Consider the following 15478-nt stretch of genomic DNA (forward strand, 5'->3'; position numbering starts at 1 on the left):
CTAAACCCGCCCCTACAACTCCCGACTCCCGCATTTGGCGGTTAATTCCTCACCTAGAAGCGCCAGGAACAGTCCAAATGGCGATCGATCGCTATTTAGTAGAGCAGCATCAATTAGGTCTAATGCCTGCTACATTGAGGTTTTACACTTGGTCGCCGCCAGCAATTTCTCTTGGCTACCATCAACATCAGTATCCCGATCGCTGGCAAAATTTAATTTGGAATGGTAGGGCGCTCGATTTGGTACGCCGTCCAACGGGAGGTAGGGCAGTTTTACATCAAGGCGATTTAACCTATGCCGTGGTGATGTCAGGATTATCTGGAAGTTGCACTCAGGCATACCAACAAATTTGTGAATTTCTGATTCAGGGGTGGCGATCGCTCGGCATCCAGCTACACTATGGTACGGCTGGACGAGGGTACATTCACAACCCTAACTGCTTTGGTACGGCAACGGGAGCGGATCTCGTCTTGGAGGATGGGACAAAATTAATTGGTAGCGCTCAACTAAGGCGGGGTGGTGTTATCCTTCAACATGGTTCGATGCGGCTGGAACCAGATGAGGATTTGTTTGCTCAAGTGTTTGGCACAGAGGCGTTTGCTGCGATAAAGTTACCTCTGCGACGAGGGGAAGATTTAATTCAATTAGTTATAAATGCTTTAGTTGCATCTGCCAAAAATTGTTTTCATGTTGACTTCGCCGTACAACCATTATCCGAGCAAGAATGGGAAAAAGTATATTTGGATTGTGATTAAAGCTACCACAAAACGCCTTTTCTTCTCTGCTCCCTGCTCCCTGCTCTCTACTCCCGACTTCTTGTGAAAGTTAAAGATATTGGCGAACAAGGTTTATTAGAGCGGTTACAGCGTTTTTGTCCGGCAGAAATTATCGGTGACGATGCAGCTGTAATATCATCATCGCCAGAACAATCTCTGGTGGTAACCACAGATATGCTAGTGGATGGGGTACATTTTAGCGATGCTACCACTAGTCCAGAAGATGTGGGGTGGCGATCGACTGCGGCTAACCTTTCTGACTTAGCTGCAATGGGGGCTAGACCGCTCGGAATTACTGTCGCCTTGGGATTACCTGGTGAGGTTCCTGTTGAGTGGGTAGAACGCCTCTACAAAGGCATGGATGAATGTTTGAAACTACATCAAACTCCGATTGTAGGGGGAGATGTCTGTCGTTCTCCAGTTATTACAGTTTCGATTACAGCTTTTGGCGAAGTGGAGCCAAACCAGACGATTTATCGCAATACAGCGCAAGTTGGAGATGCGATCGCCATCACAGGCTTTCATGGTGCTTCTCGTGCTGGTTTAGAATTGCTCATACATCCAGAAATCGGGCAAAATCTGAGCGATCGCGATCGCTCCTTTCTCATCCAGGCGCACCAACGCCCCAAACCCCGCTTAGATGTCTTACCTATTTTGCAAGAAATTTTAGCAGGAGATGTAGGGAAGGCAAAGAGAGCATTTAATTCCGAATTCCGAATTCCGAATTCCGAATTCCCCATTTCTGGCATGGACAGCAGCGATGGTTTAGCCGATGCGATCGTCCAAATTTGCCAAATGAGCGGTGTTGGTGCGAGGATCGATCGCGATCGAATTCCGATTCCTCCAGCTTTGTCTGATTTAGTTACCGCAGAACAGGCTGTAGAATGGGCTTTGTATGGCGGCGAAGATTTTGAGTTAGTTCTGTGTCTACCTCAACAACCAGCTGAAGCCCGGATCGAACATTTGGGTGAAGGAGCGGCAATTATTGGCGAAATCACCGCAGAATTGGAAATAATACTATGCGATCGCACTAACAAAAACCCCGACCGGATTCTCAGCCGCGATCGGGGGTTTCAACATTTTTAATCGTCATTGGTCAATTGTCATCTGTCATTTGCTTTTAACTAATGACCAATGACTAATGACAAATTCCTATTTCCAATCTCTAGCAACTAACTCAGCTAGATCTAACACCCGTTGGCTGTAGCCCCATTCGTTGTCATACCAAGCCATGACTTTAACTAGGTCGTTGCCCATAACAAGCGTCAAGCTAGCATCAACGATGGAAGAAGCATCGTGACCTTGGTAATCCGAGGATACTAGCGGTAGATCGCTATATTCTAGAATACCCTTGAGGGAGCCTTCAGCAGCTTCCTTCAACGTGGAATTGACTTCTTCAGCAAAGGTTGGCTTTTCAACCTGAGCAACCAAGTCTACCATTGAGACGTTAGGAGTAGGAACGCGCAAAGCAACACCGTTCAGCTTACCTTTCAAGTCTGGTAGTACCAAAGCCACTGCTTTAGCAGCACCAGTAGATGTAGGAACGATGTTCATAGCCGCGGCTCTTGCCCGTCTGACATCGCGGTGGCTGGCATCGAGTAATCTTTGATCCCCAGTGTAGCTGTGGGTGGTGGTCATCGTGCCTTTGATGATGCCGAATTTTTCGTGCAGCACTTTGACGATGGGCGCTAAGCAGTTCGTGGTACAGCTAGCATTACTTATGATTGTGTGCGTTTCATGCGCGTATTCGTGATGGTTTACGCCATAGACAAACGTACCATCATCATTTTTACCTGGAGCCGTGATCAGCACCTTCTTTGCACCAGCGTTCAAGTGTTTGGTTGCCCCTTCCCGACTGGTGAATACACCTGTCGATTCGATAATGAGATCGATATCCCAGTCTTTCCAAGGCAAGTTCTCTGGATTGCGATCGGAGGTGCATTTAACCGTCTTACCCTTGACGATAATCGAATTTTCATCTGCGCTGATGTCGATGCCTTTTAAAGTCCCCAACATGGTGTCATACTTCAGCAGATGAGCGTTGGTCTTCGGATCGGAAGTATCGTTGATCGCGACTATTTCGATATCGCTGCTGTCTCTCAGAAGCCAGCAACGCATGAAGTTACGTCCGATCCGCCCAAAACCATTGATTGCAACTCTAATCACAGCGTCTTGCCCTCTGGTGTAGTGAATTAAATACCTATTATTGACAATCGATCATATCGCAAAGGGCGCTCTATTCTAAACTAGCTTCAGTGACATTGACAGAAAAAGCACACAAATCATTGGGATCGTTATGTATATAACTGCCGATCGCCAATATAGATTCTCACTGCTTCAGGGACAAAGTAGCGAATCGAACGGCGATCGCGGCAGTATTGCCTGACTAAGCTTGCCGAAATTCCTACTAAAGGTAGATCGATAATTTGCCAGCGAATGTATGTTGATTCAGTGGCTAACTGTTGTGCTACCCGATCGCATAATACCTGAATTGGGGGACTTTCTGACTCATATAATGGACGCGGAGCGACTAACCACTCGCAAGCAGGGGCAATTTCCTGGCGATGATACCAACGGGGTAAGGTGAGAAACGTGTCTAACCCTAAAATCCAGTGCCAACGACTATCAGGGTAATTTGCTTGCAGTGCCTGCAAAGTTTGGCTGGCATAGGTGGTTTTCATAAAAGTATCCGATGGGGGTGCGATTTCCCAATCACGACGATCTGCGATCGCCTGTCGTACCATTTCCCACCGATGCTGAAATGGTGTCGATTGCTTGTAGTGTGGGCGAGAATTGACTACCCAAATCACCTGTTCTAATCCAACTTGACTGCAAGCACTCTCAGCAACCAACAAGTGTCCCCAATGCACCGGATCGAAAGTACCGCCGAAAATGCCTATTTTGTCATTTGTCATTTGTCATTCGTCATTTGTGAGTAGCTAGTAGCTAGTGGAACCAGTGGCTAGACTCTTTTCTAGACACCAGCCACTAGTCACTAGTCACTGTTACCTGAAACACTCCTAAATGTTCTTCTCCTTGGCGTTCGGGAACTGAATTTGTGACGGGTTCGAGAGAGAGAATTTCAAAGTCTGGAGTAAAGTGGTTGCGGATCTCGGTTGGAGTGCTGCCGAAGGGTGGTCCACCTGAGCGAGAATGGGTGAAGAATAAACCGATGAGTCGTCCTTGAGGTTGTAATATTTCTCGGACTAATTTGACATAGGCTAGGCGCTGAGATGGGGCGATCGCGCAGAAGCAAGTATGTTCTAATACATAGTCAAAATAATGGGGAAACTCTGCTGATAATTCAAAGATATCGCGCTCTAAGAATTTTGCCGAACTACCCGTTGCTTGAGCTAATTCCGTTGCTGAGGCGATTGCACTAGGAGCAAAGTCAATTCCAATGACATCAAATCCATACTGTGCAAATAGTAAGGCATCATAACCGCGACCGCAACCCAAAACTGCAACTTTACCAGGTTTTGGGGCTTGAGGAGAATTTAATAAACTGACAAATGGTGGTGCGGCTTGTCCAATATCCCAGCGTGCCGTTCCTACTTGGTAGCGGTTTTCCCAATATTCTGAATTTGTCATTGATGAGTGGTTGGTGGCTGATGACTAGTGGAACCAGATTCAATTCTAGTCACCAGCCACTAGTCACTAATAACTGTCAACTGTATTGTGAATATTGGTCTTGCGGTTCCGTTTTTAGCATTCCAAACAGGAAGCCGAGAACAGCACCAAACAGAAAACCGCCTGCGTGCGCCCAATAAGCAATACCGCCGCTTTCCATGCCAATATTAGTTCGAGCTTCTAAACTGGCAACACCGTAAGCAGCTTGTTGCAAAAACCAGAATCCCAGGAAATAAAACGCAGGAATGCGGACGGCGGGAAAGAAAAATCCCAGTGGGATTAAAGTCAGAACTTCAGCTGTGGGATAGCGGAGAATGTACGCACCCATCACTCCGGCGATCGCCCCACTTGCACCCAAGGAAGGAATACCAGAAGATTGAGAAAAGAACCATTGTGCCAGTGCTGCCAATACGCCGCAGGCAAGATAAAAAATTAGATATTTGACGTGTCCTAAACGATCCTCAACGTTGTTGCCAAAAATCCAGAGAAACAACATATTGCCTCCCAAATGCAACAATCCTCCGTGGAGGAATTGGGAGGTGATGAGGGTAATCCACTCTGGTACGGGTTGATTTACAGTAATTCCGGCAAAACTAGCTGTTAACTCTCTAGGAACGACAGCAAATAGATGAAAAAAACCATCTAATTGTTGCGGTGGCAAATCTGCCTCGTAAATAAAGGCGAGAATATTAGCTGCAACCAGTCCATAAGTGACGTAGGGAACGATCTTCGTCGGGACGTTATCGCGGATGGGAACCATGACGCTTTTTAGCCAAAATTGATGAAACTAGCCACACAGTAGCGGATTTCACCAAAAATTGCTTCTAGCCTACAGGTAGATTATCAGTGACCAGTGACCAGTGAGAGTAGGTAATGGGTAATGGGTAATTGGTAGTTTTCTCCCTTGTCCCCCTTGTCTTCCTTGTCTCTTTCTTCCCCGACTCCTCAGTTTTGACTTTTGACTTTTAACTCTTGACTTTTCTAAGCGACTTGCTGCGGTTGCATGGTAGCTTCTAAGGCTGCGAGTTCTGCTAGTTGTGACTCAATTTGATCGCGGACGATTTGGCGATAATCGACGAAGTGTTCTAAGTGGGCGCAGTTGATGATATATGATTCAAACACGCTAGGATTATGCCGCAACATCGAAAATAATTGCCGCCAAAATTGCCAGCGCGTATTTCGCTTAATTCCCTGTCGCCAACAGATAGTTAATATGGCGCGTATTTCAATCAAACCTGGCATCCGCAGCTTTTTCTTCAGAGATTTCGGTTTCATGAGCCGGAAGTGGCGGTAAACTCTAGCTAAGTAGCGACTGGGTTCGTACAGTTCCCAGAAACATCTAACATACTCTTGGGCAATGTCTTCTACAGGACGGGTAGGAATAAAATTGATCAGGGTTGTTTGGTGAATATTTGCTACTCCCCTACCTTCGAGTAAACGTCCTTCTTTTTGAAGGCGATGCCACAAAGCAGTATTTGGCAGGGCTTGCAGCATACTGAATAAAGCTTGAGGAATTGCAGTTGCTTCCACAAAATCGATAATGCGATCGCCTGCTCCAGGTTTTTCGCCATCAAAGCCCATAATAAAACCAGCCATGACTCTCAGCCCCACCCGATTGATTTTTTGTACTGATTCAATCAGGGAGTTACGAGTGTTTTGGAATTTCTGTGTTAGTTCTAAGCTATCAGTATCTGGCGTTTCAATTCCTAGAAATACGGCGTTAAAGTTAGCCGCAATCATCAAATCTAAAAGTTCTTCGTCTTGGGCTAAATCTACCGATGCTTCGGTAGAAAAGCTAAAAGGATATCCTTTTTCTGCCATCCAAGGACCGAGTTCTTTTAATAACAGCTTGACGTTGCGTTTGTTGCCGATGAAATTGTCATCCACCATAAAAATCGATCGCCGCCAGCCTAAATCGTACAGAGTTTGCAATTCTGCCAATAATTGTTGCGGAGATTTAGTACGTGGTTTACGTCCGTACAACACGATAATGTCGCAGAATTCGCACTGGAAGGGACAGCCTCGCGAAAATTGCACTGACATATCAGCGTAGGCACTTAAATCTAGCAAGTCGTATCTGGGAACCGGTGTGGTCGTGACATCGGGCTTTTCACCGTTAGAGCGGATAATACCAGAAGTCTCGCCTCTTGCCAACGCTTCTACTAGCATCGGTAAGGTAATTTCACCCTCATCTAATACTAAAAAGTCTGCCCCAGCTGCCTTGGCTGCTTCCGGTACGGAGGTGACGTAGGGACCACCAACGGCGACTAATTTTCCATGTCGCTTTGCTTCTCTAATTAGATGCAGCATATCTGGTTTCTGGACGATCATCCCTGAGATGATGACCAAATCTGCCCATTCCCAATCTGCTTTTGTTTCAGATCTCACGCTACGGTCTACGAGGCGAAATTCCCACTCTTGAGGCAAAATTGCTGCCACTGTAATTAGTCCCAGTGGAGGCATTGCCACTTTACGACCAATTAGTTCGATCGCTTTATCAAAAGACCAAAATGATTTGGGAAAAAGAGGATATAGGAGTAAAACTCGCATTTAACACCACCCCTTGCAACATCAAATGGTTGCATTATTGTTCCAATTGTCTTTAAGTTGTTCTGTTGTAAAACTGCAAATAACTGGTTTTATTTTATTTACAGGCAGGTTCTAGTTGAGATCACTTTAGCAGCCTGTGTTACTTTGTTGAACCCAGTGATACTAAAAATTACGCAAATGTAAGGTGGGGTAGTCTCCGCACCGATCTGAGATCCTCCTAAATCCCCCTTAGCAAGGGGGACTGAGATTTAGATCCCCCTAAATCCCCCTTAGCAAAGGGGACTGAGATTTAAACTCCCCCCTTTTTAAGAGGGGTAGGGGAGGATCGGTTAGCTGACGCTAGCAGCCGTCTGTTCTGTCAGGTAGCTAGGGAGAGAACGACGCAGACGATCGCCATATAACTCTAAGGCATTACCTCCTAGTAATAACCCTAAGTGTTCGCGATCGTAATCAGCGACTCCCGCTGCATCTTTGACGCAGTTTTCCAATACACCATCCCAGTGTCCGTAGTCTCCAGAGAAGCAAGTTAGGTGCTTGCCAATCTCACCCATTGCTACGGGTAAGTAGGCGGGTGCGGGGTCGTCGGATTCAAAGGAAGTAAAGATTTGTCCCCGTTCAAAATATTCCATCGGGTCGCGATGGCGCAGGTCATAATGCTCGTACAGGCTAGAATCATCGATCTTGGCGGGGTCGTGTTCGGCATTCCACAATAGATCGAAGAGATTCTTGGTCATGTTGATGATGTTAGCGCGATCGCGTCCTTTGCGTTCTTGCAACATCAATTTCGTAACATCCATCATCGAAGGACGATAAGGATTTTTGGGATCGAAATCGCGGATGCGTTTTTCCCAATGTTCGTGGAAAGAATGGGCGAGATCCGGTAGCCAGCCACAACCGCCTTCTAAAAAGCCAACCCGCAAGGTGGGAAACTGTTCAAATGCCCCATCAAATACCATCCGCGCCAAAGCGTGCTGCTGTTGGTTGCGTTGGACGAAGATGTGAGTCAGGACAAAAGTTTCCATGTAGTCAGAAATTCCGCCCATCATGTAAGAACCTGGACCACCGTGGATTCCCAGTGCAATATCTAAATCTACTGCTGCTTGTAGAATTGGTCTGAAGTCAGGATGGCTAATTGGCTTACAACTGCGGATATCGGGGAAAGCCTGGGGTGCTTTTGGGTGGGGAATCGGCATATTTGGGGCGACACCGACACCAATCATTCCTAGTTCGTTGACGCAGCGACGCATTTCGGCGACAGCCGCATCGACATCTTGTAGAGGTATGACACCAATTGGTTTGAGGCGATCGCCATATGGACGACAATCTTCGGCAATATAGTCGTTATAAGCCCGACATAGGGCGATCGCTAAGTCTTTATCTAAGATGCTAGAAAATGTCAGGTTGAACGTACCGAAAATTACGTGTACGTCTACCCCTTCCCGATCCATATCTTCAATCCGCAGGCGGTTGAATGTTGCGCCCAAAGTAGTTGTCGGGTGTAAGTTACGAAATCCACCTTTCCCCATGCCTTGAGGCTGGGGAAACATCCGCGTTAGATCGTTTTTGCCTGTAGCGGGGTTAAAATCGACTACCCGCGCCCGCTGATCGCCCAGACTATCGATTACCATCCCCACGCGATCGCGATACTTTGGCTCTAGATAATCCCGCATGACTAAGGGATTTTCAAGCTTGTGGGCATCTGCATCAATAACTGGTAAACCTTGATACATGAATTTTCCTCAAATGTCTTAAGAGTGAGTAGCTATCAATTACTTCTGACTTCTGACTTCTGGCTTCTGACTTGATTGAAATAGCGCCAAAGTTGACGCAAGCCAAATAAATTCTCGAACGACCAAGAAATCGAAACGGGAATCATAATTCCGCTGCGGTACTTGACAAATGCAGGTTTGTTCTTCTCAAAAAATGCATGTCCGCCGATCGCGAATACTTGTGTCAGTACCAGACAAACTAGCGTCCATCGCCAATCGTAGAACAGCAATACAACCGCCGATATCGCCAGTAAGACTGTTAAATGATGTAAAAATATGTTGATCGGGTTCTGATGACTCGCTATGAAATATGCTTTAGCTTCTTGGAAGTAACTCAACTTAACATTCCTCCAGGTACGCCGCACGCCAACTTTAAGCTGTATTGTAAAGATATTAACGATGCTATTGCCAAAAATTTCTACTACTGTAATATTCTTCTAAGATTTTGTGTTTGACCGAGTCAATAGCATAAGTCTTTAGACTCCTGCTTGCCTTACAGTTCGTTGTGTTCGGGCTGTTGCTTCATTATTTTTGCAGTTTAAATATAATGCATATAAGATATTTGCATCATTATATTTTGCCTCGCTTAAGTATTACACAGAAGCGTTTTTCTAGCAGCGATCGCCACTCGAAAGCAGCAGACACAAACTGACCCTTGTATTAAACCTAATTTACCTAGCTTTACCAAAGCGGTATTATGACACTTCAGGGATTGGCATTGGTGAGTGGTGCGTGGTGAGTGGTGCGTGAAACAGATTGTACTTACTCCTGACTCCTCAGTTTTGACTTTTAACTTTTGACTTTTGACTTTTTCAAAGCTTATATCCAATTTGGCGTAAAAACTTTTGTCGTGCTTGTATGTCCTCAGCGTTCTCTACACCTTTGGGGGAAAATCCGTCTACAACACCCAAGATTCCTCGTCCTTGTTGAGTTTCCGCTAGGATGACTTCTACTGGATTTGCTGTCGCGCAATGGATATTGCAGACTTCCTGGCATTGTTTGATTGCATTGAGGAAGTTAATCGGGTAGGCTTGTTTCATCAGAATCACGAAACTGTGTCCTGCCGCGATCGCCTGAGCGTTCTTAGTAGCTATATCTTGTAGTTCTTTATCATTTCCGGCAGTGCGGATCAAACAGGGACCAGAAGCCTCACAGAAAGCGATCCCAAATTTTGCTTGGGCAGAGATCCCGACGACAATCTCGTATAAGTCTTCCACAGTTTTAATAAAGTGACTGTGACCGATGATAATATTGCTACCTTCAGGAATTTCCATCGCCACAGATTTGAGTTCCATTTTTCCCTCCTCAAGATTCCTCTGCTACAAACCTCAACAATATCATCGCGCTTTCTATGGATGCGATCGCGTTTTAGAAATTTACTAGGACAATTGCCTTCTCTGACGGTATTAAAGCATAACAAGATAAGCTGATAGTGGTAGAAGATTTTTATGGTGCATAATCTGTAGGTTAAGTTATGTTGCGATCGTTGACGCTCAAAAACTTTCGTTGCTTCCAAAGTTTCACTATTGAGCCACTGGAAAGAATAAACTTGATCTCTGGTAAAAATAATGTTGGTAAAACATCTTTATTAGAAGCTATTTTTATTTCTATTAATCCAATTGGTTACGATGCAGTTCTTAGAATTGAGCAGATTCGTAGTCTCGCGTCTCGCGATCGCTTCAAGACGCTTGAAGAGTGGAGAAATATCTTTTACGAGCAAGAGCTTGAAAGAACTATTAATATTAATACGATAGAACAAAGTAATATACAGCGTTCATTAAAAATTTTTATGGCAAATGAAATGAGTCAAATGTCAGTACCGCTTTTTCAAGAAGACGAAACAATTCCTTTTAGAACAAATGAATCACTCATGACAGGTTTTAGGAAGTATGACGGATTAGTATTTGAGTATGAATATCCCAATGGAGTTACTCGAAACTTTTTAAGAGCTGATGGTCGAGCGCAAAAGTCATATCCTAGATTTCCTGAAGGATTTCCCTTTGTAGGTATATATATTACTACTAACACACGCTCTCATAGAGAAGATGCTGAACGTTTCAGCAATTTGGAGCGTGTAGGCAAGCAAGATGAGATCGTAAAAGCCTTACGTCTGCTAGAACCACGATTGCAGCGGCTTACCTTACTACTTGTAGGTAGAGGACTAATTGTTCACGGCGATATTGGTATGCGAGAACTTGTACCGCTAACGCTTATGGGTGAAGGGATGGGACGATTACTTTCTATTATATTAGCTATTGCAACCGCTAGAGGTGGTATTGTTTTAATTGATGAAATTGAAAATGGCTTACATTACTCAGTTTTAGTAGATGTTTGGAGAGCCATAGCTGATGCTGCTAGAAGGTCGGACGTACAAATATTTGCAACAACCCATAGTTATGAATGTATATTAGCTGCTCATAAAGCATTTGAGACTAGCGAGAAATATGATTTTCGTTACCATCGACTTGAGCAGGTTAACAATGATATTCAAGCAATAACTTATGACAGAGAAACTTTAGCAACCTCTGATGAAATGAATTTGGAGATGCGTTAATGCCTGCTAGACCAACGCAAATCTCTAAACCTAAACTTTTAATTGGAGAAGGTTCGGAAGAAATATTATTTTTTAATGCCTTGTTATCCCAGCTTAATATTACTGATGTACAGGTACTAGAGTATGGAGGTAAACCAGGATTAGGGAGATTTTTAAAAACTCTACCACAGATTTCTGGTTATAGAGAAATTACCTCTTTAGGAATTACACGCGATGCAGATGATTCCGCTAGAAGTGCATTTCAGAGTATTTGTAGTGGGTTAAGAAATGCCAGATTACCTGTTCCAAATAAACTAGGAGAGATAACTACCACTACTCCTCAAATTAGCATACTAATTCTTCCTGATAATCAAAATAATGGAATGCTAGAAGATGTTTGTTTAGCCGCATTGCGTTCGGAACCAATTCTTTCTTGTATAGACGATTATTTTAACTGCATATATCAAAAAATAGGACAAAATCCTAAAAGTCTTGCAAAAGCACGAATACATGCATGGTTATCGGCACAAATTGAACCAGACAAACGTTTAGAACAAGCAGCACAAGCTGGTTATTTACCTTGGAATAGTCCAGAATTCGATCGCTTAAAGCAGTTTTTCTTGTCTCTTTGAAAAATCTAATTAGTTTGAAACTGTTAATTGCAATAAATACCTGGATTTCAAACCTCACTCCTGGTGTATGGTTCGTGTTTCTTCTTTTATCTCCCAGATGACTTCATCTTTTGATGGTAATTTTGACATATTTTGCTGGCGCTCTATTCTATATGTTCGAGAAATTTTACATACTCTATTAGCTCCAAATACGTTAGATGTATAAGCTACCTTGAGATGGATATAATAGACATCCGAATGAGCAATTTGGCGAACGATTTCTTGCAGTTGCGCAGATTCGGCTGGAATAAATAACCTTTGTTTATAACCTCTGGTTTGACACCATTGAACCAAATCATCTTCTGGAGGAGGGGGAAAACCTTCTAACGGTTTGAGTCTAGCTAATTCTGCGTATTCGTAAGTAAACCATCTTTCGCGATCGAAATACCAGCGATCGCTCCGAGCCACACTCACGGTAATATGAACGTCGTTAGCAGAAATTTTATCACCGAAAGTAACAAGTCGTGCGGAAGCCCTGCCGTCTTTAGACCAGGGAGGAAGCACGACGGTAGGCAGTTTTAACTGCCGTCCGCAGTTCTCAAAATCCATACGAATAACCATCCTTTTTGTGAATTGGAGTACAAAATCTATGGCTGATTCCAGCTACTCTGCTTGATGTAGTGGTAATATCAAAGCTGCCACTTTTACGACATGAAAGCCGACCAACATATTCTCCTGCTTTCTTTCCAGAAGTAACGATAGCTTTAACAATGTCGCCTGTTCTACAGCCAAAATGGACTTGTTTTCGCTCTCTGTGACGAATCGGAAATCCATATTTGTCAGTTCCGCACATTTGACGAGTTCCCCAACCAGTACATTTAATTCGTAATGATTGTTCGGTGAGTAAGCGAATTGTTTCGACATCGCCAACACAAGCAGCATCAATCCAATGTTGCTTGTTTAACTCAAGACGAGTCCTATTGTACTTCGTCTGTCCGCCCGAACAATACGTCGTTGGTAGGAGGTTTTTCAAAGTATGAAACAAGCTCCATCGAGTTGCACTAACAGCTGCGGCATCTTTTAGAGGCTTCCTGGCTAGTTGCTTGATTTTTTCTAGTCTAGAGTTATCCTTTTTCAGAAATTCTTCAATCAATTTGACTCCTTTTTTGATATTGCACCGTTGGCAACTCAAACATAAGTTTGAAACTCGATTACTGCCGCCTTTGGCGCGTGGGTGAATATGCTCAATTTGGAGTGGCACGCCTGATGTATCGCAATAAGCGCATTTGCGTCCCCATTTTTCGAGCAAGTATTCGCGTACCTCATACCCTACTAATTCCCCTTGCTGGTATTCAACACCATCTATTTCGGGATTTTGCATTTTTTGAGTGTCAAATTTAACCAACTCCATGACAACTTGAGCAATTGGTGCGTAGCGGCAAAGCCGTTTAACCCAAGTCTCAGTAGTCAAAACCCGATGCATCAATGATGGAGGTAGCCATCCTTCTTTACGTTTTCTGTTATCAAAACGTGCTGGACGATAGCGAGTTTTACGATTCCTGCGACTGCGGCGTAAAGAACGCCTAGCAGAGAGAGCGTTTTTGATTATTCCTCCTCTCTGCTCAAGTTCGGCAACCCAAATAACATTTTCTCCTTCTAAAATCGCCAGTCCCGTAACTTTGCTGCCTGGGTCTAGCTTAATAGTTAATGGCTTTGGTGCAGGGTTTAAAACAGCGTGTTTCAGAATAATTGTAAAGGGATACATTCTAAATACAGCGGCTTTTTGTTTAGTCAACAATTCTCTAGCTCTTGCTGGAGAAATTGGGTTGAGAGGCTGTTTATTTGTGTCAACAACAAAAACGTAATTTTGCATTGCTGCATCCTTTTTACAGGTAATGTTTGCTTCGACATTGTTTGAGGTCGGTAACTATCCAAACGACACTGACTTAACCCAATAAGTCTGTTTAATCGTCTGGTTCTAGGGTTCAGGACTAGCAAGCATCCTAAAGTAGGTCTTTAACACTTGCCTCAAACGATAGTCTGGTCAACTAGGGCTTCAGGTTATCTGCCTGAAGCCCCCGACTTCAAGTCGGGGGTTGCTGACTTTCATTGAACAGACTACAGCTAGGAAAGATTCGGTTTGGCAACCAGTTGAGTTCTGCTCTTAATTTAGGATAGTTAGCAGCCGCAAACGTTCTTCTTGAGTTCCAAAAATTGCCCCAAGTGGCGACGACTGCCAAAATAGAGATACATAGAGCAATATATTCAGTAGGAAATGTCTTCGTACCCCACTTGATAGCAAACTCAATCATGGAAAAGTCAAAAGTTAAAAGTTAAAAGTCAAAACAATTGAACCTATAGTTGAGCAGGTTAGATGGACAAAAGTTTGACGATCGATCTATCGTAAGGAAATTAAACGATCGCCTCTACTAAGATCTTCGCTTGCTGTTAATACTTCTTGTCTTGCCCAACGGTCTGCTGCTACGATGTCAGCTAAAGATGGAGTCGAACAATTATCAGATGCATGGCGATCGCAAACTAGTTCGATACAACGAGGAATATCTAAAAAGCGGATTTTTTCTTCTAAAAATAAAGCTACAGCTTGCTCGTTAGCTGCATTTAAAACTGCTGGCATCGATCCACCCGCACGACCCGCGCTATATGCTAATTGCATACAAGGATATTTCTCGTGATCTGGGGCTTTAAAAGTTAAACTACCAATTTCTACCAAATCTAATTGCTTCCAATTAGTATAAATTCTCTCTGGGTATGACATGGCATATAGCAACGGTAAACGCATATCTGCCCAGCCTAACTGTGCTAATACAGAAGTATCTTGTAGTTCGATCAGAGAATGGATAATACTTTGGGGATGAATCACGATATCGATGCGATCGTAATCTAATCCAAATAAGTAATGAGCTTCAATGACTTCCAATCCCTTATTCATCAACGTCGCTGAATCGATCGTAATTTTTCGTCCCATCGTCCAGTTAGGATGTTTTAAAGCATCAGCAACGGTGACATTTGCTAACTTGTCTACAGGTAAATCGCGGAAAGAACCCCCAGAAGCCGTGAGTAAAATTCGCCGCAAGCCACGTCCCGGTACGCCTTGAAGACACTGAAAAATCGCCGAGTGTTCTGAATCTGCGGGTAACAGTTTAATCCCGTATTTTTCTACCAATGGTAAGACAACAGGACCACCCGCAATCAGAGTTTCCTTATTTGCCAAAGCAATATCTTTACCCGCCTCAATTGCAGCAATTGTCGGTAACAATCCCGCACAACCGACAATTCCCGTCACCACACTTTCGGCATCGCCATAACGGGCAACTTCTACAATACCCTCTTCCCCTGCTAGTAAAATCGGTGGCGAGTCGAGATCTGCGATCGCTTCTTTCAATTCTGGTAACTTATCTACATCGCAAATAGCAGCAATACTCGGCTTAAACTGTCGAATTTGCGCCGCCAGCATCTCTACATTGCGTCCAGCCGCCAACCCGACAATCCGAAATTGGTCGGGGTGCTGTGCCACAATATCCAGAGTTTGAGTACCAATAGAGCCAGTCGATCCCAGGAGAGTAATTGCTTTCACGATTGTTTCAGAAT

The 15478-nt window shown here is 44.0% G+C and carries 16 protein-coding genes; 4 read left to right on the forward strand and 12 right to left on the reverse strand.

Annotated features, from left to right (window positions below):
* The first annotated feature begins 77 nt into the window (after positions 1 to 77).
* Together DSM107010_RS16840 and thiL are read left to right on the forward strand one after the other, a co-directional pair.
* A complete protein-coding gene (locus DSM107010_RS16840; protein WP_373425474.1) occupies positions 78 to 755 on the forward strand; it encodes a lipoate--protein ligase family protein in 678 nt (225 codons plus the stop codon).
* A 63-nt stretch (positions 756 to 818) separates the two neighbouring features.
* Positions 819 to 1862 (forward strand): thiamine-phosphate kinase, encoded by a 1044-nt coding sequence (gene thiL, locus DSM107010_RS16845; protein WP_127023415.1) that lies wholly within the window; start codon positions 819 to 821, stop codon positions 1860 to 1862.
* 66 nt (positions 1863 to 1928) lie between these two features.
* Here the strand turns inward: thiL and DSM107010_RS16850 are convergent, their stop codons facing one another.
* From DSM107010_RS16850 to DSM107010_RS16885, 8 genes are all read right to left on the reverse strand, one after another.
* Positions 1929 to 2942 (reverse strand): type I glyceraldehyde-3-phosphate dehydrogenase, encoded by a 1014-nt coding sequence (locus DSM107010_RS16850; protein WP_015156647.1) that lies wholly within the window; start codon positions 2940 to 2942, stop codon positions 1929 to 1931.
* Between the two features lie 128 nt (positions 2943 to 3070).
* Positions 3071 to 3691: a nicotinate (nicotinamide) nucleotide adenylyltransferase gene (nadD, locus tag DSM107010_RS16855; protein ID WP_015156646.1), complete on the reverse strand. Its 621-nt coding sequence runs from the start codon at positions 3689 to 3691 to the stop codon at positions 3071 to 3073.
* A 73-nt stretch (positions 3692 to 3764) separates the two neighbouring features.
* Entirely contained in the window at positions 3765 to 4367 is a 603-nt protein-coding gene (locus DSM107010_RS16860; RefSeq protein ID WP_106167677.1) for a methyltransferase domain-containing protein, read from the reverse strand.
* Between the two features lie 76 nt (positions 4368 to 4443).
* Positions 4444 to 5166, reverse strand: a complete 723-nt coding sequence (locus tag DSM107010_RS16865) for a rhomboid family intramembrane serine protease (RefSeq protein ID WP_015156644.1) — start codon at positions 5164 to 5166, stop codon at positions 4444 to 4446.
* Positions 5167 to 5387: 221 nt separating this feature from the next.
* The gene (locus tag DSM107010_RS16870; RefSeq protein ID WP_015156643.1) at positions 5388 to 6956 is read right to left on the reverse strand and encodes a B12-binding domain-containing radical SAM protein; all 1569 of its coding nucleotides are present in this window, start codon (positions 6954 to 6956) and stop codon (positions 5388 to 5390) included.
* 329 nt (positions 6957 to 7285) lie between these two features.
* A complete protein-coding gene (locus tag DSM107010_RS16875) occupies positions 7286 to 8686 on the reverse strand; it encodes an amidohydrolase family protein (RefSeq protein ID WP_106167676.1) in 1401 nt (466 codons plus the stop codon).
* A gap of 35 nt (positions 8687 to 8721) precedes the next feature.
* Positions 8722 to 9063 carry a DUF962 domain-containing protein gene (locus tag DSM107010_RS16880; protein ID WP_041463443.1) on the reverse strand — a complete coding sequence of 114 codons (342 nt, stop codon included), beginning with the start codon at positions 9061 to 9063 and terminating at the stop codon, positions 8722 to 8724.
* A gap of 474 nt (positions 9064 to 9537) precedes the next feature.
* Complete coding sequence (locus tag DSM107010_RS16885; protein ID WP_106167675.1) at positions 9538 to 10020, reverse strand: adenosine-specific kinase; 483 nt, start codon at positions 10018 to 10020, stop codon at positions 9538 to 9540.
* A 179-nt stretch (positions 10021 to 10199) separates the two neighbouring features.
* On the opposite strand from DSM107010_RS16885, the gene DSM107010_RS16890 reads away from it, so the two are divergent.
* A complete protein-coding gene (locus tag DSM107010_RS16890; RefSeq protein ID WP_015156640.1) occupies positions 10200 to 11279 on the forward strand; it encodes an AAA family ATPase in 1080 nt (359 codons plus the stop codon).
* Positions 11279 to 11890 (forward strand): DUF3226 domain-containing protein, encoded by a 612-nt coding sequence (locus DSM107010_RS16895; RefSeq protein WP_106167674.1) that lies wholly within the window; start codon positions 11279 to 11281, stop codon positions 11888 to 11890. Before DSM107010_RS16890 ends, DSM107010_RS16895 begins: the two co-directional genes overlap by 1 nt.
* Before the next feature lie 54 nt (positions 11891 to 11944).
* On the opposite strand, the gene DSM107010_RS16900 is transcribed toward DSM107010_RS16895, so the two are convergent.
* The 4 genes from DSM107010_RS16900 to dxr form a co-directional block, all read right to left on the reverse strand.
* Positions 11945 to 12478, reverse strand: a complete 534-nt coding sequence (locus tag DSM107010_RS16900; protein ID WP_015156639.1) for a hypothetical protein — start codon at positions 12476 to 12478, stop codon at positions 11945 to 11947.
* Positions 12468 to 13742 carry an RNA-guided endonuclease IscB gene (gene iscB / locus DSM107010_RS16905; protein ID WP_127023418.1) on the reverse strand — a complete coding sequence of 425 codons (1275 nt, stop codon included), beginning with the start codon at positions 13740 to 13742 and terminating at the stop codon, positions 12468 to 12470. The genes DSM107010_RS16900 and iscB overlap by 11 nt, the downstream gene beginning before the upstream one ends.
* Positions 13743 to 13953: 211 nt before the next feature.
* Positions 13954 to 14181 (reverse strand): hypothetical protein, encoded by a 228-nt coding sequence (locus DSM107010_RS16910; protein ID WP_015156638.1) that lies wholly within the window; start codon positions 14179 to 14181, stop codon positions 13954 to 13956.
* Between the two features lie 86 nt (positions 14182 to 14267).
* Positions 14268 to 15464, reverse strand: a complete 1197-nt coding sequence (gene dxr, locus DSM107010_RS16915; protein WP_015156637.1) for a 1-deoxy-D-xylulose-5-phosphate reductoisomerase — start codon at positions 15462 to 15464, stop codon at positions 14268 to 14270.
* Positions 15465 to 15478 lie beyond the last annotated feature (14 nt).

The sequence above is a fragment of the Chroococcidiopsis cubana SAG 39.79 genome, from assembly GCF_003991895.1.
In the GTDB taxonomy this organism is placed as follows: Bacteria; Cyanobacteriota; Cyanobacteriia; order Cyanobacteriales; family Chroococcidiopsidaceae; genus Chroococcidiopsis; species Chroococcidiopsis thermalis.

What these genes read in the sequence shown, in the direction of transcription:
- DSM107010_RS16840 (WP_373425474.1), top strand. Translation starts at nt 78, where the DNA reads ATGGCGATCGATCGCTATTTAGTAGAGCAGCATCAATTAGGTCTAATG.
- nadD (WP_015156646.1), bottom strand. Translation starts at nt 3,691, where the DNA reads ATGACAAATGACAAAATAGGCATTTTCGGCGGTACTTTCGATCCGGTG.
- DSM107010_RS16860 (WP_106167677.1), bottom strand. Translation starts at nt 4,367, where the DNA reads ATGACAAATTCAGAATATTGGGAAAACCGCTACCAAGTAGGAACGGCA.
- DSM107010_RS16865 (WP_015156644.1), bottom strand. Translation starts at nt 5,166, where the DNA reads ATGGTTCCCATCCGCGATAACGTCCCGACGAAGATCGTTCCCTACGTC.
- DSM107010_RS16870 (WP_015156643.1), bottom strand. Translation starts at nt 6,956, where the DNA reads ATGCGAGTTTTACTCCTATATCCTCTTTTTCCCAAATCATTTTGGTCT.
- DSM107010_RS16875 (WP_106167676.1), bottom strand. Translation starts at nt 8,686, where the DNA reads ATGTATCAAGGTTTACCAGTTATTGATGCAGATGCCCACAAGCTTGAA.
- DSM107010_RS16885 (WP_106167675.1), bottom strand. Translation starts at nt 10,020, where the DNA reads ATGGAACTCAAATCTGTGGCGATGGAAATTCCTGAAGGTAGCAATATT.
- DSM107010_RS16890 (WP_015156640.1), top strand. Translation starts at nt 10,200, where the DNA reads ATGTTGCGATCGTTGACGCTCAAAAACTTTCGTTGCTTCCAAAGTTTC.
- DSM107010_RS16895 (WP_106167674.1), top strand. Translation starts at nt 11,279, where the DNA reads ATGCCTGCTAGACCAACGCAAATCTCTAAACCTAAACTTTTAATTGGA.
- DSM107010_RS16900 (WP_015156639.1), bottom strand. Translation starts at nt 12,478, where the DNA reads ATGGATTTTGAGAACTGCGGACGGCAGTTAAAACTGCCTACCGTCGTG.
- iscB (WP_127023418.1), bottom strand. Translation starts at nt 13,742, where the DNA reads ATGCAAAATTACGTTTTTGTTGTTGACACAAATAAACAGCCTCTCAAC.
- DSM107010_RS16910 (WP_015156638.1), bottom strand. Translation starts at nt 14,181, where the DNA reads ATGATTGAGTTTGCTATCAAGTGGGGTACGAAGACATTTCCTACTGAA.